Annotated in this window: 23 protein-coding genes, 1 tRNA gene and 1 riboswitch; of the genes, 15 read left to right on the top strand and 9 right to left on the bottom strand. The window is 69.8% G+C overall.

Features of this window, described 5'->3' with window-relative positions; all coding sequences use genetic code 11:
- Positions 1 to 161: 161 nt before the first annotated feature.
- Genes ACIBP6_RS36000 through ACIBP6_RS35980 form a run of 5 tightly spaced genes read left to right on the top strand, consistent with a single transcriptional unit; the run spans position 162 to position 4,633 of the window.
- Positions 162 to 839, top strand: a complete 678-nt coding sequence (locus ACIBP6_RS36000) for an ABC transporter permease (RefSeq protein ID WP_397058274.1) — start codon at positions 162 to 164, stop codon at positions 837 to 839.
- The gene (locus ACIBP6_RS35995; RefSeq protein WP_397058273.1) at positions 832 to 2,016 is read left to right on the top strand and encodes an ABC transporter ATP-binding protein; all 1,185 of its coding nucleotides are present in this window, start codon (positions 832 to 834) and stop codon (positions 2,014 to 2,016) included. Before ACIBP6_RS36000 ends, ACIBP6_RS35995 begins: the two co-directional genes overlap by 8 nt.
- The gene (locus ACIBP6_RS35990; RefSeq protein WP_397058272.1) at positions 2,013 to 2,789 is read left to right on the top strand and encodes an ABC transporter permease; all 777 of its coding nucleotides are present in this window, start codon (positions 2,013 to 2,015) and stop codon (positions 2,787 to 2,789) included. Before ACIBP6_RS35995 ends, ACIBP6_RS35990 begins: the two co-directional genes overlap by 4 nt.
- On the top strand, positions 2,786 to 3,742 hold the full coding sequence (locus ACIBP6_RS35985; RefSeq protein ID WP_397058271.1) for a glycine betaine ABC transporter substrate-binding protein: 957 nt from the start codon (positions 2,786 to 2,788) through the stop codon (positions 3,740 to 3,742). The genes ACIBP6_RS35990 and ACIBP6_RS35985 overlap by 4 nt, the downstream gene beginning before the upstream one ends.
- A 39-nt stretch (positions 3,743 to 3,781) precedes the next feature.
- Complete coding sequence (locus ACIBP6_RS35980; RefSeq protein ID WP_132612162.1) at positions 3,782 to 4,633, top strand: SDR family oxidoreductase; 852 nt, start codon at positions 3,782 to 3,784, stop codon at positions 4,631 to 4,633.
- Positions 4,634 to 4,728: 95 nt separating this feature from the next.
- Here ACIBP6_RS35980 and thiC read toward each other — a convergent pair whose 3' ends face one another.
- Positions 4,729 to 6,282: a phosphomethylpyrimidine synthase ThiC gene (gene thiC, locus ACIBP6_RS35975; RefSeq protein ID WP_397058270.1), complete on the bottom strand. Its 1,554-nt coding sequence runs from the start codon at positions 6,280 to 6,282 to the stop codon at positions 4,729 to 4,731.
- Positions 6,275 to 6,385: riboswitch (TPP riboswitch) on the bottom strand. Its footprint overlaps the gene before it by 8 nt.
- A 101-nt stretch (positions 6,386 to 6,486) precedes the next feature.
- On the opposite strand from thiC, the gene ACIBP6_RS35970 reads away from it, so the two are divergent.
- Complete coding sequence (locus ACIBP6_RS35970) at positions 6,487 to 6,834, top strand: hypothetical protein (RefSeq protein WP_397058269.1); 348 nt, start codon at positions 6,487 to 6,489, stop codon at positions 6,832 to 6,834.
- Positions 6,835 to 6,857: 23 nt separating this feature from the next.
- Positions 6,858 to 7,688, top strand: coding sequence for a universal stress protein (locus ACIBP6_RS35965; RefSeq protein WP_397058940.1), 831 nt, complete (start codon positions 6,858 to 6,860; stop codon positions 7,686 to 7,688).
- Here the strand turns inward: ACIBP6_RS35965 and ACIBP6_RS35960 are convergent.
- The 4 genes from ACIBP6_RS35960 to ACIBP6_RS35945 form a co-directional block, all read right to left on the bottom strand.
- On the bottom strand, positions 7,678 to 8,172 hold the full coding sequence (locus tag ACIBP6_RS35960) for a YbaK/prolyl-tRNA synthetase associated domain-containing protein (protein ID WP_397058268.1): 495 nt from the start codon (positions 8,170 to 8,172) through the stop codon (positions 7,678 to 7,680). The two genes, ACIBP6_RS35965 and ACIBP6_RS35960, sit on opposite strands and share 11 nt — an antisense overlap.
- Positions 8,162 to 8,464 (bottom strand): ArsR/SmtB family transcription factor, encoded by a 303-nt coding sequence (locus tag ACIBP6_RS35955; RefSeq protein WP_397058267.1) that lies wholly within the window; start codon positions 8,462 to 8,464, stop codon positions 8,162 to 8,164. The genes ACIBP6_RS35960 and ACIBP6_RS35955 overlap by 11 nt, the downstream gene beginning before the upstream one ends.
- Positions 8,465 to 8,868: 404 nt before the next feature.
- Complete coding sequence (locus ACIBP6_RS35950; protein WP_187368154.1) at positions 8,869 to 9,534, bottom strand: AIM24 family protein; 666 nt, start codon at positions 9,532 to 9,534, stop codon at positions 8,869 to 8,871.
- Positions 9,535 to 9,760: 226 nt separating this feature from the next.
- Positions 9,761 to 10,153 (bottom strand): response regulator, encoded by a 393-nt coding sequence (locus ACIBP6_RS35945; RefSeq protein ID WP_397058266.1) that lies wholly within the window; start codon positions 10,151 to 10,153, stop codon positions 9,761 to 9,763.
- A 114-nt stretch (positions 10,154 to 10,267) separates the two neighbouring features.
- Between ACIBP6_RS35945 and ACIBP6_RS35940 the strand changes: the two genes are divergently transcribed.
- Positions 10,268 to 10,339, top strand: a tRNA-Arg gene (locus ACIBP6_RS35940).
- 556 nt (positions 10,340 to 10,895) lie between these two features.
- On the top strand, positions 10,896 to 11,927 hold the full coding sequence (locus tag ACIBP6_RS35935) for a S8 family serine peptidase (RefSeq protein WP_397058265.1): 1,032 nt from the start codon (positions 10,896 to 10,898) through the stop codon (positions 11,925 to 11,927).
- A 296-nt stretch (positions 11,928 to 12,223) separates the two neighbouring features.
- On the opposite strand, the gene ACIBP6_RS35930 is transcribed toward ACIBP6_RS35935, so the two are convergent.
- Positions 12,224 to 13,690: a serine/threonine-protein kinase gene (locus tag ACIBP6_RS35930; protein ID WP_397058264.1), complete on the bottom strand. Its 1,467-nt coding sequence runs from the start codon at positions 13,688 to 13,690 to the stop codon at positions 12,224 to 12,226.
- A complete protein-coding gene (locus tag ACIBP6_RS35925; RefSeq protein ID WP_397058263.1) occupies positions 13,680 to 14,936 on the bottom strand; it encodes a DUF4407 domain-containing protein in 1,257 nt (418 codons plus the stop codon). The genes ACIBP6_RS35930 and ACIBP6_RS35925 overlap by 11 nt, the downstream gene beginning before the upstream one ends.
- A gap of 232 nt (positions 14,937 to 15,168) precedes the next feature.
- On the opposite strand from ACIBP6_RS35925, the gene ACIBP6_RS35920 reads away from it, so the two are divergent.
- Genes ACIBP6_RS35920 through ACIBP6_RS35910 form a run of 3 tightly spaced genes read left to right on the top strand, consistent with a single transcriptional unit; the run spans position 15,169 to position 19,571 of the window.
- Positions 15,169 to 16,524 carry a hypothetical protein gene (locus ACIBP6_RS35920; RefSeq protein ID WP_397058262.1) on the top strand — a complete coding sequence of 452 codons (1,356 nt, stop codon included), beginning with the start codon at positions 15,169 to 15,171 and terminating at the stop codon, positions 16,522 to 16,524.
- A gap of 9 nt (positions 16,525 to 16,533) precedes the next feature.
- Positions 16,534 to 17,490: a hypothetical protein gene (locus ACIBP6_RS35915; RefSeq protein WP_397058261.1), complete on the top strand. Its 957-nt coding sequence runs from the start codon at positions 16,534 to 16,536 to the stop codon at positions 17,488 to 17,490.
- Positions 17,490 to 19,571, top strand: a complete 2,082-nt coding sequence (locus tag ACIBP6_RS35910; protein ID WP_397058260.1) for a hypothetical protein — start codon at positions 17,490 to 17,492, stop codon at positions 19,569 to 19,571. The genes ACIBP6_RS35915 and ACIBP6_RS35910 overlap by 1 nt, the downstream gene beginning before the upstream one ends.
- Before the next feature lie 315 nt (positions 19,572 to 19,886).
- On the opposite strand, the gene ACIBP6_RS35905 is transcribed toward ACIBP6_RS35910, so the two are convergent.
- Together ACIBP6_RS35905 and ACIBP6_RS35900 are read right to left on the bottom strand one after the other, a co-directional pair.
- Positions 19,887 to 20,120 (bottom strand): hypothetical protein, encoded by a 234-nt coding sequence (locus ACIBP6_RS35905; protein ID WP_397058259.1) that lies wholly within the window; start codon positions 20,118 to 20,120, stop codon positions 19,887 to 19,889.
- Positions 20,121 to 20,416: 296 nt separating this feature from the next.
- Positions 20,417 to 21,034: a TetR/AcrR family transcriptional regulator gene (locus ACIBP6_RS35900; protein ID WP_397058258.1), complete on the bottom strand. Its 618-nt coding sequence runs from the start codon at positions 21,032 to 21,034 to the stop codon at positions 20,417 to 20,419.
- Positions 21,035 to 21,061: 27 nt separating this feature from the next.
- On the opposite strand from ACIBP6_RS35900, the gene ACIBP6_RS35895 reads away from it, so the two are divergent.
- The 3 genes from ACIBP6_RS35895 to ACIBP6_RS35885 all read left to right on the top strand — a co-directional run bounded on the left by ACIBP6_RS35895 (position 21,062) and on the right by ACIBP6_RS35885 (position 24,842).
- Positions 21,062 to 21,826 carry an ABC transporter ATP-binding protein gene (locus ACIBP6_RS35895; RefSeq protein WP_397058257.1) on the top strand — a complete coding sequence of 255 codons (765 nt, stop codon included), beginning with the start codon at positions 21,062 to 21,064 and terminating at the stop codon, positions 21,824 to 21,826.
- Positions 21,811 to 23,622: a hypothetical protein gene (locus ACIBP6_RS35890; protein ID WP_397058256.1), complete on the top strand. Its 1,812-nt coding sequence runs from the start codon at positions 21,811 to 21,813 to the stop codon at positions 23,620 to 23,622. Before ACIBP6_RS35895 ends, ACIBP6_RS35890 begins: the two co-directional genes overlap by 16 nt.
- A gap of 113 nt (positions 23,623 to 23,735) precedes the next feature.
- Positions 23,736 to 24,842 carry a hypothetical protein gene (locus tag ACIBP6_RS35885; RefSeq protein ID WP_397058255.1) on the top strand — a complete coding sequence of 369 codons (1,107 nt, stop codon included), beginning with the start codon at positions 23,736 to 23,738 and terminating at the stop codon, positions 24,840 to 24,842.
- Positions 24,843 to 24,882: the final 40 nt, after the last annotated feature.

Genomic DNA, 24,882 nt, shown 5'->3' with positions numbered 1-24,882 from the left:
GACCCTCTCGCTCTTCGAGGAGACCACGCTGAGGCCAAGATGAGAAACCTCTCATCTGAGCTCTCCGGACGCCAACCACGGCAACTCCCGGGAATGGAGCTGCGCAAGAGGCGGAGAGGTACGTCGGTTTCGGCGCGGCAAGCTCGGTTACTAGCTGGTTGATGAATCTGTGGGAGTACGTCGAGGATCGCTGGGACCTCATCCTCTTCGAGACGGCGCAGCACGCCAGCATGGTCGCCCAATGCGTTCTGGTGGCGGCCGTCCTGGGCGTGCTCGTCGGCGTGGCCACCTACCGGCACCCCCGGATGGCCTCGTTGGCCACGTCGTCGGCGGGCGTGCTGTTCACCGTCCCGTCGCTGGCCCTGCTGGGCCTGATGATCCCGCTGCTCGGGCTCGGCGTGGCGCCGAGCGTGACCGCGATCGTCATCTACGCGCTGCTGCCCATCGTCCGCAACACCGTCGTCGGCCTGCAAGGCGTCGACCCGCTGCTGGTGGACGCCGCGCGCGGCATCGGCATGAGCCGGCGCAGGACACTGGCCAGGATCGAGCTGCCGCTGGCCTGGCCGGTGATCCTCACCGGCATCCGGGTCTCCACGCAGCTGGCCATGGGGATCGGCGCGGTGGCCGCGTACGTCTCCGGGCCGGGGCTCGGCGAGCAGATCTTCTCCGGCCTGGCCAGGCTGGGCGGCGCCAACGCGGTCAACGCCACGCTGACCGGGACGATCGGGGTGGCCGTCCTCGCGCTGCTCTTCGACGCCTGCTACGTGCTGCTCGGGCGGCTCACGGCGCCCGACGGGCCGCTGCGGCGGCTCGTGACCGCGAGGAGCGCCCATGTCTGAACCGAGCACGCGCGGCGTCCCGATCGAGCTGCGGAAGGTGACCAAGGCGTTCCCCGGCGGCCGGGCGCCCGCCGTGCAGGAGCTCGACCTCACCATCGCGGCCGGCGAGATCGTGGTCCTCGTCGGGCCGTCCGGCTGCGGCAAGACCACCACCATGCGCATGATCAACCGGCTGATCGAGCCCACCTCGGGCGACATCCTCATCGACGGCCGCAGCTCCCGCGACATCGACCCCGACCGGCTCAGACGCCACATCGGGTACGTGATCCAGCAGGCGGGGCTGTTCCCGCACATGACCGTGGCCTCGAACATCGCGCAGGTGCCCAAGCTGCTCGGCTGGGACCGCCGCCGCATCGCCGAACGCGTCGACGAGCTGCTCACGCTCGTGGGCCTGGAGCCGTCCACGTTCCGCGACACGTTCCCGCGCCGGCTCTCCGGCGGGCAGCAGCAGCGCGTCGGCGTCGCCCGCGCGCTGGCCGCCGACCCGCCCGTGCTGCTCATGGACGAGCCGTTCGGCGCGCTCGACCCGATCAGCCGCCAGCGCCTGCAGGACGAGCTGCTCAGGCTCCAGGACGACCTGTCCAAGACGATCGTCTTCGTCACCCACGACATCGACGAGGCGCTCAAGCTCGGCGACCACATCGCGATCATGCAGCGCCCCGGCCACATCGTGCAGTACGCCAGGCCCGCGGAGATCCTGACGAACCCGGCCGACGAGTACGTCGAGCAGTTCCTCGGCGCCGGCTCGTCGATGCGGCTGCTGAGCCTGACCAAGGTGGGCGACATCGAGCTGGACCAGGTGCCGTACGCGGCCGAGGACGCCGACGCGCGCGAGGTGCTCGCCGAGATGGAGCGCGACGGCCGCGGGTACACGCTGGTCCTCGACGGCATGCGGCGTCCGCTGCGCTGGGTCACGACCGCCCACCTCAAGGGACGGGAAGGGCCGGTCGGCACGACGGGTGACGAGATCAGCGGCGCCATCGGCCGCAGGAAGACCCTGCAGGACGCCCTGGAGGAGCTGCTCAACGCCGACACCGACATCGTCCCCGTGACGGGCAGGCACCAGGCGTACGAGGGGGCGCTGTCGCTGGCCACGGTGCAGAACGCCATCCAGTCGATCAAGGCCAGGGAACGCGGGCGCCGCATGCTCCGCCTCGGCCGGGAGGAGGGCGGATGAGCCTGTCCACCGCCGCCGCCGAGCGGGAGACGATTCCCGAGCCGCGGATCGGCCGCTCCTGGCATGTGGTGCTGCCGCCGCTGTGCTACCTCGCCGTGGCCGTCGCCATGATCGCCTACACGCAGATGGTGCCGCTGGACGGCATCGAACGCGGCTCGCTCAACCTGCCGTTCGTGCTGCGGCGCACCTGGGAGCACATCCGGCTGGTGTTCTTCTCCACGGTGCTGGTGCTGGCGGTGGCGCTGCCGCTGGGCATCGTGCTCACCCGGCCGGGCCTGCGCCGGGTGACGCCGTACGCGCTGGCGCTGGCGAACCTGGGCCAGGCGATCCCCGCGGTGGGCATGGTCGTGCTGCTGGCGGTGCTGTTCAGGATCGGGTTCTGGACGGCGGTGGCGGCGTTGTTCGCCTACAGCCTGCTGCCCACGCTGCGCAACACGATGGTCGGGCTGGAACAGGTGGACCCGCGGCTGGTGGACGCGGGCCGCGGGATCGGCATGTCGGCGGTCGGCGTGCTGGCCAAGGTGGAGCTGCCGATGGCGGTGCCGGTCATCCTGTCGGGCGTCAGGACCACGCTGGTGCTGAACGTCGGCACGGCCGGCATCGCGGCGTTCATCGGGGCGGGCGGGCTCGGAGACCTGATCACCGCCGGGGTGAGCACCCAGCGCAACCTGGTCCTCATCACCGGATGCGTGCTCATCGCGGTGCTGGCGCTGATCCTCGACTGGCTGGGCGGGCTCGCGCAGCGTCTGCTCTCGCCGAAGGGCCTGTCGTGAGAGCGCTCGTGGCGCTGCTGCTCGTGCTGGTCCTGGCGGGGTGCGGGCTGGAGCGGGCAGGGTCGTTCGTCCCGCCGGTCGAGCCGGCCGGCATCCGGCCGGTGGCCTCCCTGGAGGGCACGACCGTGCGGGTGACGTCCAAGGAGTTCACCGAGCAGCTCGTGCTCGGCAAGATCGCGGTGCTGGCGCTGTCCGCCGCGGGCGCCGACGTGGTGGACCAGACCAACGTCCAGGGCAGCGTGAACGCCCGCGCCTCCCTGACCCGGGGCGACGCCGACCTGATGTGGGAGTACACCGGCACCGGCTGGATCACCTACCTCGGCCGGCGCCGGCCGATCCCCGACCCGTGGCGGCAGTACGTGGCCGTGCGCGACCTGGACCTGCGCCGCAACGGCATCGTCTGGCTGCCGCCCGCACCGCTGAACAACACCTACGCCGTCGGCGTCACCAAGGCCACCGCCCAGCGGTGGGGCCTGCGGACGATCTCCGACATCAGGAAGATCCCGGTGCGGCAGCGTACGTTCTGCGTCGACCACGAGACCTTCGGCAGGGACGACGGTTTCCTCGGCATGCTCAGGGCCTACGGCCTGCGCTACGGCACCGACATCCCCGGACAGGGCGTGCGCCGGGTGTCGGTCGGTGTGCTCTACGACTCCGTCGCGAGCGACAGGTGCGCTCTCGGCATGGTGACCACGACGGACGGCCGGGTCGAGGCGCTCGACCTGACGCTCCTGCAGGACGACAAGAAGTTCTTCCCCCTCTACAACGCGTCGGTGACCATGCGGCGCGAGCTCGCCGACGCCCACCCGGAGATCGCCCGGATCTTCGCGCCCATCAGCGCCAAGCTGACCGACAAGGTGATGCGCGACCTCAACGCCCAGGTGGACGTGGACGGCGACGTGCCCGCCCTGGTCGCCCGCGACTGGCTCAGAGCCGAGGGTTTCGTCCGGTGATGGCGTTAGCCATACCGGGCCACGGGCAGGCCGCCTGATATGTCGGAAACACCACCACCACAGAAGCAGCCGTACCCGGGTCAGACCGGCGAAATGGCCCCCGAGCCGCGCGACGAGATGCGCGGCTACCAGGGCAGGGGCCTGCTGCAGGACAAGAAGTGCCTGATCACCGGCGGCGACTCGGGCATCGGCAGGGCGGTCGCCGTGGCCTTCGCCAAGGAGGGGGCCGACGTCGCGATCGCGTACCTGAACGAGCACGAGGACGCCGCGCACACCCGCAAGCTGGTCGAGGCCACCGGCCGGCGCTGCGTGCCGCTGCCCGGCGACCTGGGCGACCGCGCCCACTGCGCCTCGGTCGTCGAGCAGGCCGTCTCCGAGCTGGGCGGCCTGGACGTCCTGGTCAACAACGTGGCGTACCAGGCGCCGGTGAGCGGCCTGGAGGAGCTGACCGACGAGCAGTGGGAGCACACGTTCGCGGTCAACATCCACAGCTACTTCCGCGTGACCAAGGCCGCCCTGCCCCACCTGCGGGAGGGCGGCGCGATCATCAACACCTCCTCGATCAACGGCCTGCGCGGCAACAAGTCGCTCATCGACTACGCCGCCACGAAGGGCGCCATCAACGCCTTCACCTACTCCATGGCGCAGAACCTGGTCGAACGCGGCATCCGGGTCAACGCCGTGGCACCGGGCCCGGTGTGGACGCCGCTGATCCCGGCGACCATGCCCGAGGAGAAGGTGGGCAAATTCGGTCAGCAGGTGCCGATGCAGCGGGCCGCCGACCCGGACGAGATCGCCCCTTCGTACGTCTTCTTCGCCTCCGGGCTGATGTCGTCGTACTACACGGGCGAGGTCCTCGCCCCGATCGGCGGCGAGACGCTGCCTGGATGAGCGGAGGCGGCCACCGGTCAGGTTTCCGGCGTGGTGGCCGTTCCCCGATCGTGGGCAAGGAGGCCGGCGCCGCCGCCGGCCTCCTCATTCACCGGCTAGTCGACGTAGATCTCGCCGCCGAGGCGGCGGAACTCGGCGGCCTTCTCGGCGTACCCCTGCTCGCGGATCTCGTGGCTGATGCGCATCGAGCAGAACTTCGGGCCGCACATCGAGCAGAAGTGGGCCGTCTTGGCCGGCGCGGCGGGCAGCGTCTCGTCGTGGAAGGACCGGGCCGTGTCAGGGTCGAGCGACAGGTCGAACTGGTCCTCCCAGCGGAACTCGAACCGCGCGTCCGACAGCGCGTCGTCCCACGCCTGGGCCTGCGGATGCCCCTTGGCCAGGTCCGCGGCGTGGGCGGCGATCTTGTACGTGATCACGCCGGTCTTGACGTCGTCCTTGTCCGGCAGGCCGAGATGCTCCTTCGGGGTGACGTAACAGAGCATCGCGGTGCCGAACCAGCCGATCATGGCGGCCCCGATGCCCGAGGTGATGTGGTCGTAGCCAGGGGCGATGTCGGTCACGAGCGGGCCGAGCGTGTAGAACGGCGCGTCGTCGCAGAGCTCCTGCTGCAGCTCGACGTTCTCCTTGATCTTGTGCATGGGCACGTGGCCCGGGCCCTCGATCATGACCTGCACGTCGTACTCTCGCGCGATCGTGGTCAGCTCCCCGAGCGTGCGCAGCTCGGCGAACTGGGCCTCGTCGTTCGCGTCCGCGATCGAGCCGGGGCGCAGGCCGTCACCGAGCGAGAACGACACGTCGTAGCGGGCCAGGATCTCGCACATCTCGGCGAAGTTCTCGTACAGGAAGCTCTCGCGGTGGTGCGCCAGGCACCAGGCGGCCATGATCGAGCCCCCGCGCGAGACGATGCCGGTCTTGCGGCCGGCGGTCAGCGGCACGTACGACAGCCGCACGCCCGCGTGCACGGTCACGTAGTCGACGCCCTGCTCGCACTGCTCGATCAGGGTGTCGCGGTAGACCTCCCACGACAGCGCCTCGGGGCGCCCCTTGACCTTCTCCAGTGCCTGGTAGATCGGCACGGTCCCGACCGGCACCGGCGAGTTGCGCAGGATCCACTCGCGCGTCTCGTGGATGTCGTCGCCGGTGGACAGGTCCATGATCGTGTCGGCGCCCCACCGGGTGGCCCAGGTCATCTTCTCGACCTCCTCCTCGATGGAGGAGGTCACGGCGGAGTTGCCGATGTTGGCGTTGATCTTGACGAGGAAGTTCCTGCCGATGATCATCGGCTCGGACTCGGGGTGGTTGACGTTCGCGGGGATGATGGCCCGTCCGGCCGCCACCTCCTGCCGGACGAATTCGGGGGTGACCCCCTCGCGCACGGCGATGAACTCCATCTCCTTGGTCACGATCCCGCGCCGGGCGCAGCCGACCTGGGTGACCGGCTCTCCCTTCTCGCGGCGCTCGGCAACCCAGGGCTCGCGCAGCCGCGGCAGACCACGCCGCAGGTCAGGCTCGTACGAGGGGTCGGTGTACGGGCCCGAGGTGTCGTACAGCGTCACCGCCGATCCGTTGGACAGGTGCACCTGCCGCATCGGCACGCGCAGGTCACCGGTGTAGATCTTGGAGAATCGGGGCTGGTGCGCGTCAGTCATCGCGCAAACTCCCTTCGCCGGCATTACCCGGAGCAGGTTCTGGCGGTCGGCGGCTTTCAGCCGTCCTCTCAGCCCGATGTGCAGGGCTCCCGCGTTGGACGGCGGTGATCGTACCCACGCCCGGCATCGCCTGAAACATGGTGCGTTTGTGTGAATTGATGTTTGGTGACCCTCCTGGGCGGTACGGACCACTTCGGGGGGACTATGAAGAAGATCGTCGCTGTCGCCGGACTCGTGGTGCTGGCCGCGGTCGGCGCCACCGCAGCCGCTGGGGACGGTAGCGACCAGCGCGAAGTGAGCCAGGAACAGTACGACACGCTGATCGCCCAGTGTCGCTACGCGGACACCGGACCCGCGAGGTGCCGCGCGGAGGTCAGACGGACGTACCGCGTCGGCAACGAGGACACGGAGCTCGACTGCCGCGCGTACGCCGGCGTGGCCGTGTGCGGCGAGCTCAAACTCAGCAAGACCGAGCGCCGGTGCGTGCGCGAGTCCACCGAGCAGGGATTGTCCCTCCGCCGCGCCGAAGTGGAGTGCTACACGCGATCGTGAGGAGCTGACATCGGTTGATCATCGTGGGCGTGGACGGCTCCCGTACCGGCCTTGACGCCGCCGGCTGGGCCGCCACCGAGGCGAAGCTGCGGGGGGCGCCGCTCACCGTGGCCTACGCCGTGCCGAAGTGGTTGTGCGAGCAGGAGGCCCTCCACTACGCCGAGGTGGCCCGGTGGATGCGCGACTCCGCCCACACCGTGCTGACCGCGGCGCAGGACCGCGCCCGCCGCGAGTGGCCGCAGGTCAGCGTGGAAGGCGTGCTGCTGCCCGGCGACCCTCGATCGGCCCTGGTCAAGGCGTCGGAACGGGCCGAGCTGCTGGTCGTCGGCAACCGCGGCGTCGGCGGCGTACGCGGGCTGCTCATCGGCTCGGCCGCGCACGGGGTCGCCACGCACGCCCGGACGAACGTCGTGCTCGTCCAGCACCAGCCGGCCGTCTCACGCGGCGAGATCGTGGCCGGGACCGACAACTCCCCCGGCGCCGAGCGCGCGATCGAGTTCGCCTTCCGCGAAGCAGGGCTGCGGGGCGCCCGGCTGCGCGTCGTGTACGCCTGGGCCTGGCCCCGGTCCACCGGCTTCGAGCCTGCCGACCGCGACAGCGAACAGGACGCGCTGGACCTGCTGAAAGACCGGCTGACCGGCCACCGCGACCGGCACCCCGCGGTCGACGTGGTTCCCGAGGTCGTGCACGGGCACCCGCTGGAGGTGCTGAAAGAGGCCGCGGTGGGCGCGGACCTGCTGGTCGTCGGCTCGCGCGGGCACGGGCAGCTCGCGGGCATGCTGCTCGGCTCCATCAGCCAGGCCCTGCTGCACCACGCGCCCTGCCCCCTGGCCGTGGTCCGCACTAGTTCATGACGATGGGCGCCATCCGCGGCTTGGCCAGCCGTACGTAGTCGTCCGTGGCCAGCGCCACCGAGCGGTCGAGGCGGGCGGCGTTGAAGTACAGCTCGGGCTGCCCCAGCAGCGACGGGTCGGCGACCAGCTCCAGCCGCGGGTCGTAGCTGAACGGCAGCACCGTCCCGCTGACGCTGCCCGCCAGCTCCTCGGCCTTGTCCTTGCCGGCGAAGCCGACGTACGTGCCGTCGAGCAGCTCCTTGACGGCCTGCAGGTCGAGCCGGGCGTCGCCGGGCACGACGGCCAGCACGTGCCGCGTCTGCTTCTTGCCGATCTTGACCATCACGATCAGGCACTTGGCCGCCTGCGACACGTCGTGCCCGCGCAACGCGCTGACCTCGTCCGTACGCCCCTCGGGAGCGTGGTCGATCAGCCGGTAGCGCGCTCCTGCCGCGTCCATGTCGGCGATCAGCCGCTCGTAGGCGGCGTACGGCTCACCAGTCACTGCTCAGCATCTCCTTCACCGCGGCGATCCGGTCCTCGTCGCGCCGGTAGAACACCCACTGTTTGATCTTCCTGCCGCGGATCAGGCCCGCCTTCGCGAGCACCTTGAGATGCTCGCCGCAGGTCGGCTGGCTCACGCCCAGCTTCTCGGCGATGAACAGCGAGCAGACGCCGTCGCGCACGAGGTCGCCCTCGCGCTGCGGCGAGAAGTGGCGCGCGGGGTCGCGCAGCCATTCCAGGATCCGCAGCCGCTTGTCATTGGCCAACGCCTTGACCAGGTCGACATCCAGCACCACGGCATTATGGCAATTAGCTAATTCCCTGTCTATGGGGGCGCCCTCCACTTGGCTCAGCACCCTGGAGTGGGCCACCTACACGGCCCTTCACCCCGGCACCGGCGCTCGTGGCCGCCGAAGCGACGTTCTCCCACCCACGGAGAGAACCGCCGACGGCGACCTCGCGCAGCGGACGATCAGGAGGACGCCTCCACAACGGGCGGCCCTTTCGCTGACCGGCGCCAGCACGCCCCCCGCCAGGAGCACGGGAGGACCTTCGCCGGCCTTCACCAACACGCCCCTGTCAGGAGGACGCCTTCACCACAGAAGGACCTTCGCCGGCCTACACCAACACGCAGCCCGTCAGGAGGACGCCTTCACCACAGAAGGACCTTCGCCGGCCTACACCAACACGCAGCCCGTCAGGAGGACGCCTTCACCACAGGAGGACCTTCGCTGGCCTGCACCAACACGAAGCCCTGCCCCCGGAACGCCAACTGCATGGCCTCGCCGCTCCCCCGCCCGATCAGCGCGCCCGCCTTCATCGTCCGGTTGACGCCGACCTGCAACCCCGCACTCCAGCAGACCGCCGCCTGCCCATCGACGAACGTCGGCATGCGCGCCACGTCGAGCAACACCGGCGTGCCATGAGTGGTCACCGCGACCCATCCGGTGCCGGTGACCGTGGTGTTGAACAACCCACCGGCCGCCACCCCGGCCCCCTGGACCCGCTGGATGTCCCAGGTCATCTGCGGCTGGAACGCCAGCAGATTACGCCCGTTGACCGTGATCCCCTCGTTCTCCAGATAGAACAGGTGGATGTCGTCGGCATTGTCGGCCAGATAGAGCACCCCCTGCCCGCGCACCCGCATCAGCGAGGCACCCTCACCCGTCACTGCCTTCTTCAGCAGCTTGCCGAGCCCGCCGGCGCCCTCGTAGTCGAAGTCCATCTGCCCCTGAAAGGCGACCATCGACCCCTGCTTGGCCAGTACCTCGGGGAGCTGCACGCGCAACATCTTGCCGTTCTCCAGCGCAAAGCCAGGAGGCAACTGCCGAGGATCGAAATTCCCGAAAATCGAGCTACGCACGGTCCAGCCTTTCGCGGGGGAACTGACACCGCCACCCTACGAAGAACCCCACCACCGCGCGCGTCCGAACCCCGGCCACCCGCGCCCATCAGCCCTTACCAAGGCCAAGCCCCACCCCAGCAGCTCGCCCGAAGCCTCATACCGGACGCCATTGAGCAGAGCCCAGGACCGGTCAGCGCCTTCCAGCGGAACCCTCGATCAGCCGGCACCCCTGCCAAAGCCTCGCTCAGCCGCGCGCGCCCGCACCCGCAGCCAGATCCCGCACGACCTGAATCAACTCCGCCGGGTCGAACGGCTTGGTCAGGTAGGCGTCCACCCCGATGCCCCGGCCCCGCTTCTTGTCGTCGTCCTGCGCCCTGGCCGTGACGAGCACGACCTTGATGTGCCGCGTGGCCTCCTCGGTACGCAACCGCTCCGCCGTCGTCCACCCGTCCAGGCACGGCATCATCACGTCAAGCGTGATGACATCAGGCATGACGTCGAGCACGCGATCAAGGCAGTCCTGCCCATCGGTGGCGGTCACGACCTCGAACCCCTCAAGGTTCAGGTTGACCGCGATGAGCTGCCGGATCACCTCGTCGTCGTCCACGACCAGCACTTTCCCAAGAACCTCGCCCACGGCCGCAAAGGTACCCGCGCCGGCCCGATCACGTGCGGTTTCACACGAACTGTTCGCCGACCTTTATCTGGTGCCGAGTGGTGCTCAGATGCTGATAGCCTTGTCACGCATCGAGCCCCCTTAGCTCAGGGGATAGAGCACCGGCCTCCGGAGCCGGGTGCGTAGGTTCGAATCCTACAGGGGGCACTCGATCTCGATCAGCGGCTTAGCCAGCTGACCAGGGCGAACATCGTACGAACGGGCGGGCCTCCAGTCTCACGGAGTCCCGCCCGTTCTCGTTGTAGCTCGCTAGTTGTGGGCCAGTTGTTGGCCGGCGACGGAGTTGCCCTCCAGCCCTGACGGCGGGCCGGCCACAGATCACCTTTGCTTCCTCCGATGCGATCGAGGTCGCGTGCGGGTCAGTAGGCCCTTCGCATCAACGGTGCACCGATCAAGTATCGGCGGCTGCGATCTCGCGTGCTGTTTAAGTCCAATTGATAGCCGAAATCCCCAAGCTAACCATTTGTCCCCGAATCGGTGGGCCTTGTACTCGTCCAACCCGGCCCGCCACTCCGTCCCGGCTCGGCCCCTGAATGAAGCGCACTTTCTGCGTGGACAATGCCATTGGTCAGGAACGGCCATCCTCGGTGGCGTACGATCCTAAGCCGTTTCGCGAAGGGCAGTTCCGGCAGAGGAGAGGGTTTTGCGAAGGCTGGTACGACTGGCGTCCGCCGGGTTGACGGTGGCTCTGACCATCGGTCCCGTGACCGTCGCCGAGGCGTCCCCCTTGAGCGAGAAACAGTGGTGGTTCGACACCTGGAACATCGAGGAAACGGTCTGGCCGCGGACCAAGGGCGCGGGTGTGACCGTGGCGGTGATCGACACCGGCGTGAACGCGACGCTGCCCGACATGCGCGCCGCCGTGGTTCCCGGCAAGAGTTTTCAGGGCAGCAGCAGCCGGGACGGTCGCCGCGACACCCAAGAGGGCTTCGGACACGGCACCGGTATGGCGAGTCTGATCGCCTCGCGGGGCAACACGACCGGCTTCACCGGTGTGGCGCCGAAGGCCAAGATCCTGCCGCTGGTGGCACCCAATGTGGGCACCTCGACGACCGCGCCGGCGATCCGGTACGCGGCCGACCACGGTGCCAAGGTCATCAACATCTCGCAGGGCTCTCCGGCATTCGGTGGCAAGGCCTGCCCGGACGAGGTTTTCGAAGCGGTGGCCTATGCCGTGAAGAAGGACGCCATCGTCGTGGCCGCGAGCGGCAACGAGGGCGACACCACCAACGAGGTGACCTATCCGGCGTCGTGCCCTGGCGTCGTGGCGATCGGCGCGATGGACAACCAGGGCAGGCCCTGGGAGAAGACCCAGCGACAGGATTACGTCGCCTTGGGCGCGCCCGGTGTGAACATTCCCGCACTGAGCCAGGACGGCAGGGTATGGCCCAACGGTGCCGGTACCAGCCACGCCTCCGCGCTGGCCGCAGGTGCGTTCGCCTTGTTGCGTGCGGAGTACCCGAAGATGTCGGCCCGGCGGATCGTGCAGTTGGCCACCGACACGGCCAAAGACCTCGGTCCCAAGGGAAAGGACAACCGGTTCGGCCACGGGGTGATCAGCCTCCGTACCGCGTTGAGCCGAAGGTTCCGGCGAGTGCGCCCAACCCCGTGTACGAGCGGTTGGACCAGGCGCTGGCCGAACCGGACCAGAAGAGCGAGCCCCCCTCGGCCGCTCCTGCCGCCGAGGAGAGATCGAGCAACACGGGCGCGTTCATCGGCATCGCGGCGGTCGTGATCGTCCTGGCACTGATCAGCGGTGCTTTCGTCACGATGCGTTCCAAGCGGGGTCGTTCGCAGGGGCCCGGATCCTCGTCACCGCCTGCGGGATGGGAGCAGGGGAGCGCCGGGGCCATCCAGGGGGCCGCGCCTCCGCCGCCAGGACACCAGAGAACCTGGCCACCTTCGCCGTACGGTCCGTCTCCTCAGGGACGACCTGGTCCGACGCCCGGGCATTCCCCGGGACCTCCCCAGGGGCCACCGCCTGGAACTTGGGAATAGCCTCGTGGCGACATCCGGAGACCGAACTCCCGGTCAGCCCGTGAGCCTGCGTTTGACGGCTTCGCGGGTGGTGGCGGGGAGGCGGGACAGGAGGTGGTCGCGGGTGGAGTGGGGGCAGTGAGTGAGGACGTTCGCGATGGTGGCCGGTGATAGACGGTTCAGGGCGCGTACGGCCGGGTCCTCCGGCATGGCGGCGACCGCGAGGCCTGTCCGGCGGGGATCGGTGGCGGCCATCGCGTCGATGGCGGCGGCGGAGTTCCTGTCGTGCATGCCGCCGAGGATGTGACCGCGGTGGCGGGTGTCCATCGCCAGTACCACCCCCGCGACCAGGGCAGGGTCGCGGACCTGATCCAGCAGCCGGCACGCGCGGCGGGGAAGCAGCATCTGCAGGATCTTGGCGCTCTTGGCCGCCTGCCTGCACATCTCCTCCACCGCGTCGGCGGTGAACTCCTGCCACCGTTCTCCGAGCGCCGACGCGGCGTCGGCGGCGGGGAGCGCGAGAAGCTTCTCCCCTTGGTGCGCAACCGACCGCCGCGCATTCCCCACGGCGAGACCCCTTGGGGGCGGCACACCCCTCCGGACCGCCCCGCCTCCGCCCTGATTGCTCCCGGCCCGATCTGCCGGCGGATCACGCCTGACCGGTCCGCCTCCGGCAGGATTTCGCCCGGATCGAGGAGGACGGTCCCCGTTCCGGGGAGGGCGGGGCGGTTCGAGGAGACGGTTCAGGTCGTGGGCCAGTTCGGCGGCCGTCATGCGGGTGCCGGGATTCTTGTCCAGCAGGCGGCCGATCGTCGCGGCGAGCCTGTGGGAGCGGAGCAAGGGGTCGGGATCGGCACGGAGGATCGCGAACCTGACGGCCGCGTCGTTGCTCCTGCGGAACGGCGGCCGCCCCTCCAGCGCCGTGTAGAGCGTGGCGCCGAGCGACCACAGATCGGCCGCCGCTCCGGCCGGGTCGCCATGAAGCCGCTCGGGCGCCATGAAGTCAGGGGTCCCGACCAGCCGCCCGAGCGTGGTGAGCGAGGACTGGCCCTCGATGGCGGCGATCCCGAAGTCCACCAGCACCACCTCGCCGGAGGTGGTGATGAGGATGTTGTCCGGCTTCACGTCGCGGTGGTACACCCCCACCGCGTGCGCGGCCGTGAGCGCGTCGAGCACGCGGGCACCGACCCTGGCCGCTTCGAGCTCCGGCAGCGGTGAGCGGTCGATCAGCGTGCCGAGCGCGTCGCCGCGGACGTAGTCCATCACGATCCACGGCCCGTCCTGGGTGTCCAGGATGTCGTGCACTCTGACGATGCCGGAATGGTCGACCCTGGCCAGTGCCTGCGCCTCCCGCCTGGCCCGCGCCGCCAGTTCGGGCACTGGCCCCATGTCGGGGCGGATCTGTTTGAGCGCCACCGTCCGGTCGAGTGTGCGGTCCCTGGCACGCCAGACCCGCCCCATGCCGCCCCTGCCCAGGGGCGCTTCGATGACGAACCGGCCGGCGACGCGGTCACCAATCATCGTTCAGCTGCCCGGCATGCTCGTAATGCCCGCCGCCGGATCGGGTGTCGCGCAGGGTGCGCAGCGCGTCGTCCTCGGAACTGTGCGTCCCGTAGCTCTCCGTGGGGTAGGAGCCGGGATCGTCGTGGTCGGGCACCTCGTGGAAGGAGGTGAAGCGCCGCGTCTGGCCGGGCCCGTCGCGGATGTCGTCGAGCGCGTCACGCAGCCGCTTCGCGTCCAGCTTCTCTTCGATCGTGTCGTACGACCCCGGCCGCTGCATCAGCTTGACCAGCACCGGCAGGCACTCCATGACCAGGATGAACAGGAAGAGCAGGAGGCGCGCCATGTTGAGCGTGGCATTCTCCTGGGAGACCCGGCTCAGCGCCTCGAGCCGGAGCAGCAGGCCGTCGGAGTCGTGGTTCTCCTGGACGAACTGGTCGCGAAGGTCGGTTTGCTGGCCGGTCAGCCGCTCCAGCTCGGCCCGCACCTTCGGCAGCTCGTCCTGCGCCGTTTCGAGCCGCCTGGCCCGCCCGGTGGCCTGGGTGCTGGCGAGCTGGTCGCGGCGCTGCTGGATCTGCCGGTCGATGTCGTTCACCCGGGTGGCGGCCCGCTGGTAGGCGTGTTCGGCCGCCCGGGACAGCGGTCCTGGACCCTTTTTCGCGCATTTCGGCGGACCCACGTAAAGCTGGCACTGCCATTCGTCGTAGAACGTGTCCCGCTGTTTCACCGCCTCCTTGCGGGACTTCTCCAGCTCCTGGATCCGCCGGTCGGAGGCCGGGTCGAGCGCTGTCTCCCCTCGGGAGGCGATCACGGCTTCGAGCTCCGTCACCGTTTTCTCCAGGGCGTCCACGCGCTTGCCCGTCTCGCCGGTCTGCTGCGCGCGGGTGAAGACGTCGAGCCGTTCCTGCTTGATGTCGAGAATGGTGGCGTCGATCTCCGGCTTGAAGATCTGCAGAACCAGCGGTGTGGAGATGACAGCGCCGAGGAGGAGCGCCAGGAGGACGCGGGGCAGGGCGAGCCAGAACCGCCGCCGGCCCTTGACCGGCAGCGAGGTGGCGAGCCAGCGGTCCAGGCCCAGGATCACCACGCCCCAGACCAGGCCGATGGCTATGGCGAGCGGCAGGAAGACCTTGAGCGCCGAGGACAGCGCGAACGTCATGGCGAGCGCGGCGAGGCAGGCGGTGGTGAGGATGGCCCCGCCCAGGCCCACGAACCTGGCGCGTTCGCCGTCGTATTTCTCCAGAACGTCCTGTCGGGCGCCGGACAAGATGATCAACCATTTACCGATCACTTGCCGCTCCCGGAAGTCCCGCCGCTACCCTCTCGGCAGCGTACTTATTAGCATCAACAGTCGGCAACAACGAAGTAACGAACACCATCAACAAGATAAGTCTCAACCGCGTCTGACACCTTGACCCGTCACCGCGACACGAGATAACAAATATGTATGAAACGGACGTAATATTGACAAATCCCACCAACCTTTACGTTTTCGGTCAATGAACGCGTCCATCCACGACCTCATCGCGTCGTTCGTGGAGCGGCTGACCGTCGTGGAGATCGACGTCGCCGGCATCCGGTTCTTCGAGGTCCGCGCGGACGAGATCGGCACGCCGTACGTCATCCGCCGGGCCGCCGCCAAGTGGTCCACCCTGACCGCCACCGGCGACGAGGTGGCGGACGCGGTGGGCCGGATCGCCCGCGAGCTGGTCTCCCCCGACGGCCCGGACCCGGTCGTCGTGCTGCACACCGCCGTCGGGCCCGAACAGGAGGCGAGCCTGCGCGCGCTCACCGCGTGGTGCCCAGCCGCCCGGGTCGCGCGCCCACCGGGGGTCAAGGTGGATGACCTGCTGCGCGACCTGGCCGCCCGGGTGCCGCTGCGGCACTCCTACGACCTGGTCGTGGCCAGGGAACGGGCCGGGGACGGGCGGCTGGAACTGGCGGGGCAGCCGCTCTTCGGCGCGGGCGCGCTGCCGGGCCAGGACGCCCACGTCACCGTGACCTGCACCGACCCCGGCGGCATGCTGCTGGCGGTCTCGGCGTGGGCGGGCCCGCTCGAACCCTCGGGCCTGGTCTCGGTCGACCACGCGCCGCTGCCCGCGGGCCGGCACACGCTCAGGGCGGTGCTGGAGCGCCCCGGCCAGGTCCGCTTCCCCGGCGTCGTGGGCCTGCGCCCGCACACCGGCTCCTGGACGGAGGTGGTCGCCGACCTCCCCGTACGGCTCCGTCCCGCTTCTCCCCGCCCCGCCCACCTGATCTGCGCCATCGAGACCACCGGCGCCCAGGACGAGCTGGAGGCCCGCTGCCACTGGCCCGCGTACCTCATCGACCTGCTGGCCGAGACCCCCACGCAGATCTCGATCATGAGCTATGGCACCCACGTCTTCGGCGAACGCCACCCGATCCACCTCCCGCCCAGGGTGGCACTCTGGGCCGGCTCGGCGGCCCAGGCGAGGCTGGCGCTGGATTCGCTGCGCCCCGCTCCGCCGACGTACCCGAACGCCGCCCAGGTGGAGGACGTCCTGGCCGAGCTGCGCGGCCGGCTCAGGCACGACGGCGCCCGTACCGCCCTGCTCACGGTCGGCGCGCGCCCGCCGCACCCCCGCAGGGTCGGCAGGGACCGCGTGCCGCCCTGCCCGCTCCGGCACGACTGGCAGATCCTGCTGCAGGAGCTGGAGCAGCGCCACGGCGTGAAGTGCGCGGCCATCTGCGACGGCACCTCACCGGTCTGGGAGCGGCTCGGCCCGGCGGCGCTGTACCAGGTGGACGCGGTGGACGTCGAGGAGCTCGCCGCCCGCCTCGACCTGACGTCCACCGGGGGCACGCTCACCCTTCCCTTCGTCAGCTGGAAATGAGGACCGCGCGTGACCGAGACCGAACCGGCGCCCGACATCGCGATGTGGGGCGCCTCGGGTAGCGGCAAGACCGCCTTCCTCGCGGCGCTGAGCATCGCGTTGAACAAGGCCGAGACGAACTGGAAGCTGGTCGGCGAGAACCAGGCCTCAGGGGTCGAGCTGATCAAGCTCCGCAACAGGCTGCTGGACGATCGCAGGTTCCCCGACTCGACCGAGTCCCTGACGTACTACAACTGGCTGCTGATCGGCCCGGCGGAGGATCAGCGGCAGTGGTGGCGGCCATGGCGGACGCAGCCGGGCAAGGCCCCGAGGATCAGGCTCGACTTCCTGGACCCGCGCGGCGGCCTGTTCGCCGACCCGCAGGCAAGCGTCGACAAGGAGGCCCTGGTGTCCAGCCTGGTCAGGAGCCGCGGGCTGATCTACATGTTCGACCCCGACCGAGAGAGCCGGGTCGGCGACGCCTTCAAGCACCTTGACTCGGCGCTGAACGAGGTGGCCGCGCAGATGCTGGCGGGCAACGCGTACGCCGACGGCAAGCTCCCGCACCACATCGCCGTCTGCATCACGAAATATGACGACCCGCGGGTGCTGACGCTCGCGGACCGGTGGGGGTTCACCGAGCCCGACCTCAGTGACGAGCTGCGCATCCCGCGTGTGGCCGAGGACCGCGCCAGGGAGTTCTTCCACCGGCTCTGCCGGCACGGGCGCAACCACAACGCGGAGATGATCCTCGACCTGATCGAGACGTACTTCCACAAGGACCGCGTGAAGTTCTTCGTGACCTCGTCGGTGGGGATGTACATCGACGAGCGTTACGGCCGGTTCGACCCGGACGACTTCCTCAACGTCATCGACGACCCCGACGGAGGCCTCATGATCCGCGGCCCCGTCCGCCCCATCAACGTCATGGAGCCGGTGATCTGGCTCGGCGGCATGCTGAGGCCGCGCTCGATGAGGAGCGGGTGATGGTGGCGCGGCCGACCGCTCACTGGGCCGTCCTGGGCAAGACGCCGCAGAGCTTGGACGACTACGACGTGATCAGCTCCAGCACGGGAGCCTTGAGCAAGGCGGAGTTCTCCGACTGGCTCAAGTCGTTTTCCTCAGGCACCGTGGAGCCCAAGGCGCTGCCGCGCGTGGCGGCCAGCCACTTCGGCCGACGCGGCGAGTCCTGGCTCGGTCTGTCCCTGCAGACGAAGCCGGAGTCCCAGGACGGTTTTCACCGTCCGTACACGATGACCTGGCACGTCTGCCTGCGCTGGGAACAGGCCTCGAAGACCCCGATCTCCTACCGCGCCCTGTACGAGGCGCTGCTGAGGAAGGACTTCTCCGGCGAGAGCCCGTTCCGGCTCAGCCTGCGCGACTACGACCCACCCAGGCTGTCCGGCGTCGCGAACGCGACGGCGCGCCGGGCGGCAGCGCTCCTGCTCACCGGCAGGCCCGTCTGTGTGGTCCGCTCGGAGCTCCCGATGGAGCAGCGGCTCGACTTCCTCGACGCCGTCGCTGCGCTCCTCCCGTACGGCATGCGCAGCGGACTCGCCGTCTCCACCTGGACCAACAGCGCCTCCAGGCACCGCATCCGGCTCTCCTTCGCCGATGTCGCGCCCGCCCACGGCGCCTGGGAGCTGCCCTGGGAGAAGGACGTTCCGTACGATCTCCCCCCGGAGGCCCGCCGCTACGAGCAGGAACTCGCGCAGTACGAGCACGACGGCCTGGCCCGCCTGATCCGCCGCCTGGCCGCCCTCGACCGTCCGCTGGACCTCGACAGCGAGACCGATCGCGCCGAGGCCCTCGTGCGAGTACGCGAGCACACCGCGATCAGCTTGGCCTCCTCCGTGAAGCGGCTGCTCCCCGAGTCCCTCGACAGCCTCGCCGGCGCCGACGAGGCGCGGCTCCACGAGCTCAACGTCCACCTGTCGCAGGCCCTCGACCGCGTCACCGACGACGACCGCCGGGCCTATCGCGACATCGTCAGACGGAACCTGACCCGGCTGCCCGACCGGCTGGCCGGCTCCCCCACCACGGAGACCTTCTTCGAGATCCTCCTGCGCCTCCTGTACGGCCCCGCTCTCCACCGCCACGACGTCGAGAACCTCAGCCACGACCTCGCCGGCCTCATCGAGGTCCCCCGCCCCCTCGCCAAGGCGCTCAAGGCGGCATCCGCCCACTGCGAGCCGCTGGTCAAGCTGCTGATCGCCTTCTACATAGGCGACGCCAGGATGCGACAGCAGGTCGTCTCGACCATGACCGTCGACGAGCTGCTCCACCTGATCGGGCGCTCCCGCGACACCACCGTGCTGAACAGCGTCCTGCGCGAGCTCACCGGCCGCGACGGGAAGGAGGTCGGCCAGCAGCTCCGCCGCCACCGCTACCTGGTCAAGCCGATCTCCGCCTGCCTCGGCGACGCCGGCCTGGAGCATCACCGCAGCATCCTGCGGCTCGGCCGCGACCGCCTGCTCCTCCCCGCGGACGTCGCACAGATCTTCGAGGCCCTGGACGAGGCCCCTCCCCAGCCGTTCATGCTCGCGATCATGGCGGAGAGCGGCCAGGGAACGGGTACGGCGCTGCTGGCGGGGCTGACCGCGCACGCGTTGAGACAGGAGGGTCTGGAAGGCCCGATCAAGCGGGAGATCGAGGACGGGCTCACCAGGATGACCGCCCCCGCGCTCACCCGCGCGCTGCGGAGCCCGCGCAGGCTCTTCGGCGGCTGGACCCGGGTGACGGCGTCCTCCCAGACCGACAGGATCCGCAAGCTCCAGGGCGCGATCCGACAGCAGTTCCCCACCCCGCTCACCGAATGTGACGTGAAAGCGGCGCTCAACCGGCTCGACCACCCCGCCCGGCTCACGGACCTCCTCGCGATCATTGCGGAGAGCGGCCCTGGAACGGCTCGGGCGCTGATCTACTGGCTCGCCCAGCGCGCGGTCAACCAGCTGGGCTCACGCCTCACCGCGGAGTCCGTCGCCGACATCAACCAGGGCCTGCAGCGGATGACCGGCCCCCGCCGCGCCCTGCCCCTGCCATGGCGCTCCACCCGAGGCCAGGCCTGACCTGTCTCGCCCGTTGGCAGCGGAGCTGGTCACGCAGTCGTGCACGTTCGCGGACGAACCGGCTGCGGCCTCCGCTCGTCGCGTACGCCGTCACCCGCGGGATCGCGCCGCGCGCCCGCGCCCAGGTCGCCGTGACCGCCGCGAGCGCCATCGCCTCGGCGTGCACGACCGCCGGCCGCTCGCCGGGGCCGGGCAGCAGGGCGAGGGCTGAGGGGTCTGGGGATGCAGTACCAGGGCGGCTTCCGGAAACTTCGGACACGTGGAACCGGGCGCGAGTGCGGTCGACCGGGCGGCGGTGTGTGACCGGCTCGGCCCTCATTCGGTGATCTCGTGGAGCAGCCTCGCCCAGAACGCCGCCAGCTCGTCGCCGGTATACCGCCGGTAGTGGATGCGGACATGCCCGCCGCCGTCACCCGCCCGGTAGACGGACACCTCCGTGTACGGGGTGCCGTCGTCGACGAACCCGGTATAGAGGTGGGTCCAGTCGCCGGCTTGCGGCGCCCAGATCGGAAAGGCGAGCCGGGCGGCGCGGTCCTGCAACGCACTCACCCATTTGTCTTCGCTGGATGCGGCCACACTCAACGGTGCCAGGACGTGCGCCAAGAGCAGGCAAAACGAAGTGGTCGGCGTCCGCCCTGGGACACGTAGGTGCGGCCGTTCGACGCAACGCGCCAGGGCTGCCGCAGCAACCGCCCGGGTGTGCCGAGGCGAGCCGCTTGGTCGGGGTGTGCGAGCGGGCTCGGAGGGCCGGCCTCACAGGTGAGGTGTAGGCGCGCCGCCCGGCCAAGGCGGCTGAGTCAGCGCCGGGCGTCGGGTGATGGGGCGGGGTCGGGCGGTCGTCACGATCACCGGGTCGCCTTGTTGAAGATCGTCACCAGCTCGTCGGCATACGAGTCGAGATTGATGCCCTCGGAGGAGCCCTTCAACTGATGGGCGCCGTCGATGGCCTGCAGGATCGCCAGCGCCATGGCCGAGGAGGAGAACGGGCGGAAGCAACCGCTCTGCTGGCCCCATTCGAGGATGCGTGTCAGGCCATCGAGGCGTGGCTGCGCAGCGCTCGCTTCGGGCTTGGCGGTAAGGCTCCGGGTCCTGGCATGCACGACGATGCTCAGGACGGCGGCCATGTCCTGCCGGTGCTCGCCGATGAAGGCGAGGTTGCCCCGGATGAAGGATTCCAGCATGTCAGGGGGCGTCTTCGCCTCGGCGATCTTGGCTGTCATGTAGTCGGCAGCGCGGGTGTAGACCGAGGTCAGCACCTCGGCCACGAGCTCGTCCCGCCCGGCGAAGTGGTAGGAGATCAGGCTGCGGCTGATCCCCGCCCGGCGGGCGATCTCTTCGAACGATGCCTTGGCGTACCCGACGTCGGCGATCGTCTCGATCGCGTACCGCACGATCTGTGCGCGGCGGGCCGTCTCAGTGAACGTGCGCCCTTTCTGACCGGATGGTCGACTCTTTGACGGCATGGTCAAAACACTAGCAAAGGTGTCAGCATGGGTCTCATGGAGCTGGCGCTGGAATTAGACGAGCTACGGATGTCCTTCGCCGATCGCACCGTGGTCCATGGACTCGGGTTGCAGGTGCCGAGCGGCACGTTCTTCGGGCTGGTGGGGCCGAACGGCGCGGGCAAGACGACGTCGCTGTCCATGGCGACAGGTCTGCTGCGGCCGGACGCGGGCACCGTGCGCGTCTTCGGCGTCGACCTCTGGCGCGATCCCGCGCGTGCCAAGGCGATGCTGGGAGTGCTTCCCGACGATCTGGCGCTGCCTGAGCGCCTGACCGGGCGTGAGGTGCTGACCTATCTCGGCCTGCTGTACGGACTGACCGAGCAGGTCGTGGCCGAGCGGGCACAAGAACTGCTCGCGCTGCTGGGCCTGCTGGAGGCCGAACGTACACCGGTGGCAGGCTACTCGGCGGGCATGCGCAAGAAGATCGGGCTGGCGACGGCGCTCCTGCACGGACCCCGTCTGCTCGTACTCGACGAGCCCTTCGAGGCCGTCGACCCGATATCCGCCGCGACGATCAGGACGATCCTGCGGCGTTTCGTCGACACCGGCGGCTCGGTGGTGGTGTCGAGTCACGAGATGGCACTGGTCGAGCGGTTGTGCGAGCACGTGGCGGTCATCGTCGACGGAAGGGTCGCCGCCGCGGGCCCGCTGCGGGAGGTACGCGGTGCGGGAAGCCTTGAGGAGGCCTTCGTCCGCCTGGCCGGCGCAGAGAACACGGTGACGGAAGGGCTGTCGTGGTTGTCGTCCTGACCCGCATGCGGCTGGTGCTGCTGTGGCGCACCACGAACGTGCTGCTGATCGTCGGCGTGACGATGAGGCTCCTGCTCGCGCTGGCCACCTTGATCTTCGGAGTTTCCGCGGGCATCCTCGCCGTGGCGTTCGCCGGGTGGACGATCGGCTGGCTGCTCGGGCCGCTGTTCACCGGAGGCGGCGATGGCGGCCTGCGCCCCGAGTACTTCACCCGGCTGCCGATGACAGCGCGCGAACTCGCCACCGGGCTGCTGGCCGCCGCGTTCGCGGGCCCTGGAGCGGTGATCACCGCTGTGGCGTTCGCCTCGCTCGTCGTCTTCGGCGCCCGTCACGGCGTGCCCGCCGGGCTGGTCGCGGTGCCCGCCGCCGCCGCGCAGGTCGTGCTGGTGACCCTCGCCTCGCGGGTGGTCGTGGGCCTGCTCGGCGAGGTGCTGCGCACCAGGCTCGGCGCCGCGCTCGTGGCGCTGCCGTGGGCGGCGGCCGTCGCCGCGGCGTCCAACATCGGCATCGTCGCGATCGCACTCACCCGCTATGACCTGCACGTGACCGACTGGCTGCTGTTCCTGCCGTCGAGCTGGGGAATCGTCGCGGTGCAGGCCGCCGCCGACTCCGACTGGGCGCTGTGCCTCACCGCCCTGATCGGCCTCGTGGTCCTGGTCGTCGCGCTGCTGGCCGCCTGGGCGCGGCTGCTCGATCGGCGCGTGAGCGGCGTTCTCGCGCGCCGGACGCGGCACCCGTCCGGCGACGGGCTCCTGGTACGGCACCTGCCCACGACCCCGCTCGGCGCGGTCATGGCCAAGGAGTTGCGCAACTGGTCACGGGACACGCTGCGCTCCTACCACTGGTACTTCGCGATCGCGTTCGGCCTGTTCATGTGCCTGATGCCGCTGGTCGTCGATCTCACCTGGTACCTGCCGTGGACCGGCGCCGTGGTGACCTGGATGGCGGCGGCCGGCGCCGCGACGCTCTTCAGCACCGACGGCACCGCCCTGTGGCTGACCCTGATGCGCCCCGGCGCCGAGCGGGTGGACGTGCGAGGCCGCCAGTTCGCCTGGCTGCTGAAGGTGGCTCCGCTGACCGTCGCGTTCACCATCGCGGGGACCGGCCTGTCCGGGCTCACCTGGGCCTGGCCTGGAGCGCTGGCCCTGCAGGCCGTCGCGCTCGGAGCCGGCGCCGGCCTGATGGTGCTGCTGTCGGTGATGGCGCCGATCCGGATGCCGGACGCGCATCGCCGTAGCGGCAACGCCGCTGTCGACGGCCCGAACATCGTCGGGCTGGTCTGGGCGATGATCGGCCTCATCGCCGTATGCGCACTGCCGTCGGCCGCCGTCGTCGTCGCCGGCCTCGTCCTCGACGTGATCGCGGTGCAGTGGGCCGGGGTGGCACTCGCCGCCGTGACCGGAGCCGGCTACGCGTGGCTGTTCGGCCGGATCGCCTACCGCCGGCTGCAGACAGCGGGCCCGGAACTACTGCTCCGGTTGCGAACCGGCCAGTCCGCCGTGGCCCGGCAACGCGCGGCCCCGGTGCCGGGCCAAGGACGCCGCAGGCTCGTGATCGGTCTCTGCCTGGGGATCGCCTGGTCGCCGCTGTTGTCCGCGACGTTGTCTCTCATCAGCCTGGTGACCCGGACGCCAAGCCGCACCTTCTGGACGTTCCCGCTCTGGCTTGCGCCCGCGTTCCGCGTTCCCACCGTCATCGCTCTCGTCGCGCTCTCACTGCTGCTGTACACGATTGCGATCCGCACGCTGATGGCACTCGTACGTACGCGTGTCGTGCCGGCGGTCCCGCCCCGCTGAGCGGTCACCCTTGCGCAATTCGAGAGCCGGCCCTTCCGGAGATCATCGGCGCGCGATACTGGAGGGCGACGCGAGCGTCCCCTCCGCGGCTCTCTCCTACTCGAGGTGGCAATATGTCCGGCGACACGATGGAAGCGCCCGTACGACCTGATCGGACCGACGGGAACGCCCCTGCCTTCGCCGACCGCCTCGCCGAGACACTGGCACGGGGATATCGGCAGGCCTTGATCGTGTGGCTCGCGCGGCGGGTGGCCGTGCTCCTGTCGCGTACGCGGACCAACTGGTTCACCGCGAGCGTGTCCGTGCTGGCGATGGCCTCCTGGCCGTACCTCGTGGACCTGGTGCTCGTGTTCGTCGCGCCCGACCAGGCGTTCCACAACACGCGGACCACCCTGTACACCGTGGCGGCCACGCTCGTCTGCGTGACCGCGCTCGCCCTCGCCTGGGGCGCCTGGAAGCACGCCGAGAAGCTCGTGGCCCCGCTCGCCGATCTGGTCGCCGACTCGCCGGAGAGAGAGGACCTGATCCGCTGGCTCGACCGGCGGCTGAGGCTGCGCCGGCAACTGCTGTGCGCGTTCGCGGGGGTCGTCGTCTCGGCGCCGATCCTGGTGCTCACCGCCGTCCAACCTGGCGACGTCATCGAGCCGAACGCGGCCGTGTACGTGCACACCTGCTGGCTCGGCTTCCTGGGCGGCATCACGCTCTACTGGCTCATCACGGTGGCCGACCTGCCGTTGCGCCTGCGCAAGTACACCGGCCTGCGGCTGGCGTGGATCGACCCCGCCCGTACGTTCGCGATCGTGCGGTTGTGCCACTGCTACGCGCTGGTCTCCGTTGCCATGGCGCTGGGCGTCGTCACCATCGAGGCGGCCGCGATCGTGCTGGGCTACCAGAATCCTGGGCCGTACCTCCATGCCTTCCTCCTCGGTTTCCCGGTGGTGGCCGCCGGCATCGCGCTGTACGTGGGCGTCCAGCCGTACGTGACTCTCTCTCGCATGGTCCGCCGCCACCTCGACGAGGTCATCTCACCGCTGATGGCGCCGAGTGACACCCCGTCCGACGCGCTCACCCGTCACGGCGATTCCGAGGCCGACGTCACGGCGTACACCTATTTCGCCGCGCTGCGAACGCTGCCGATCAGAACGTCGGCGATCCTGCAGTACGTCGCCGGCATCCTGGCCTCACTGATCGTCTACTTCGTGCAGCAGACCATCTCCTGAGGCTCGTCCGTCCTGGCCGACCCTCTGGCGGGGACCGCAT

This window comes from Nonomuraea terrae, assembly GCF_044465245.1.
Classification (GTDB): domain Bacteria; phylum Actinomycetota; class Actinomycetes; order Streptosporangiales; family Streptosporangiaceae; genus Nonomuraea; species Nonomuraea terrae.
Note: the sequence above shows the minus strand (reverse complement) of the source record. Positions and strands in the feature narration are given on the sequence as shown.

What these genes read in the sequence shown, in the direction of transcription:
- ACIBP6_RS36000 (WP_397058274.1), top strand. Translation starts at nt 162, where the DNA reads ATGAATCTGTGGGAGTACGTCGAGGATCGCTGGGACCTCATCCTCTTC.
- ACIBP6_RS35980 (WP_132612162.1), top strand. Translation starts at nt 3,782, where the DNA reads ATGTCGGAAACACCACCACCACAGAAGCAGCCGTACCCGGGTCAGACC.
- ACIBP6_RS35895 (WP_397058257.1), top strand. Translation starts at nt 21,062, where the DNA reads ATGGGTCTCATGGAGCTGGCGCTGGAATTAGACGAGCTACGGATGTCC.
- ACIBP6_RS35885 (WP_397058255.1), top strand. Translation starts at nt 23,736, where the DNA reads ATGTCCGGCGACACGATGGAAGCGCCCGTACGACCTGATCGGACCGAC.
- ACIBP6_RS35995 (WP_397058273.1), top strand. Translation starts at nt 832, where the DNA reads ATGTCTGAACCGAGCACGCGCGGCGTCCCGATCGAGCTGCGGAAGGTG.
- ACIBP6_RS35920 (WP_397058262.1), top strand. Translation starts at nt 15,169, where the DNA reads ATGAACGCGTCCATCCACGACCTCATCGCGTCGTTCGTGGAGCGGCTG.
- thiC (WP_397058270.1), bottom strand. Translation starts at nt 6,282, where the DNA reads ATGACTGACGCGCACCAGCCCCGATTCTCCAAGATCTACACCGGTGAC.
- ACIBP6_RS35910 (WP_397058260.1), top strand. Translation starts at nt 17,490, where the DNA reads ATGGTGGCGCGGCCGACCGCTCACTGGGCCGTCCTGGGCAAGACGCCG.
- ACIBP6_RS35900 (WP_397058258.1), bottom strand. Translation starts at nt 21,034, where the DNA reads ATGCCGTCAAAGAGTCGACCATCCGGTCAGAAAGGGCGCACGTTCACT.
- ACIBP6_RS35930 (WP_397058264.1), bottom strand. Translation starts at nt 13,690, where the DNA reads ATGATTGGTGACCGCGTCGCCGGCCGGTTCGTCATCGAAGCGCCCCTG.
- ACIBP6_RS35970 (WP_397058269.1), top strand. Translation starts at nt 6,487, where the DNA reads ATGAAGAAGATCGTCGCTGTCGCCGGACTCGTGGTGCTGGCCGCGGTC.
- ACIBP6_RS35990 (WP_397058272.1), top strand. Translation starts at nt 2,013, where the DNA reads ATGAGCCTGTCCACCGCCGCCGCCGAGCGGGAGACGATTCCCGAGCCG.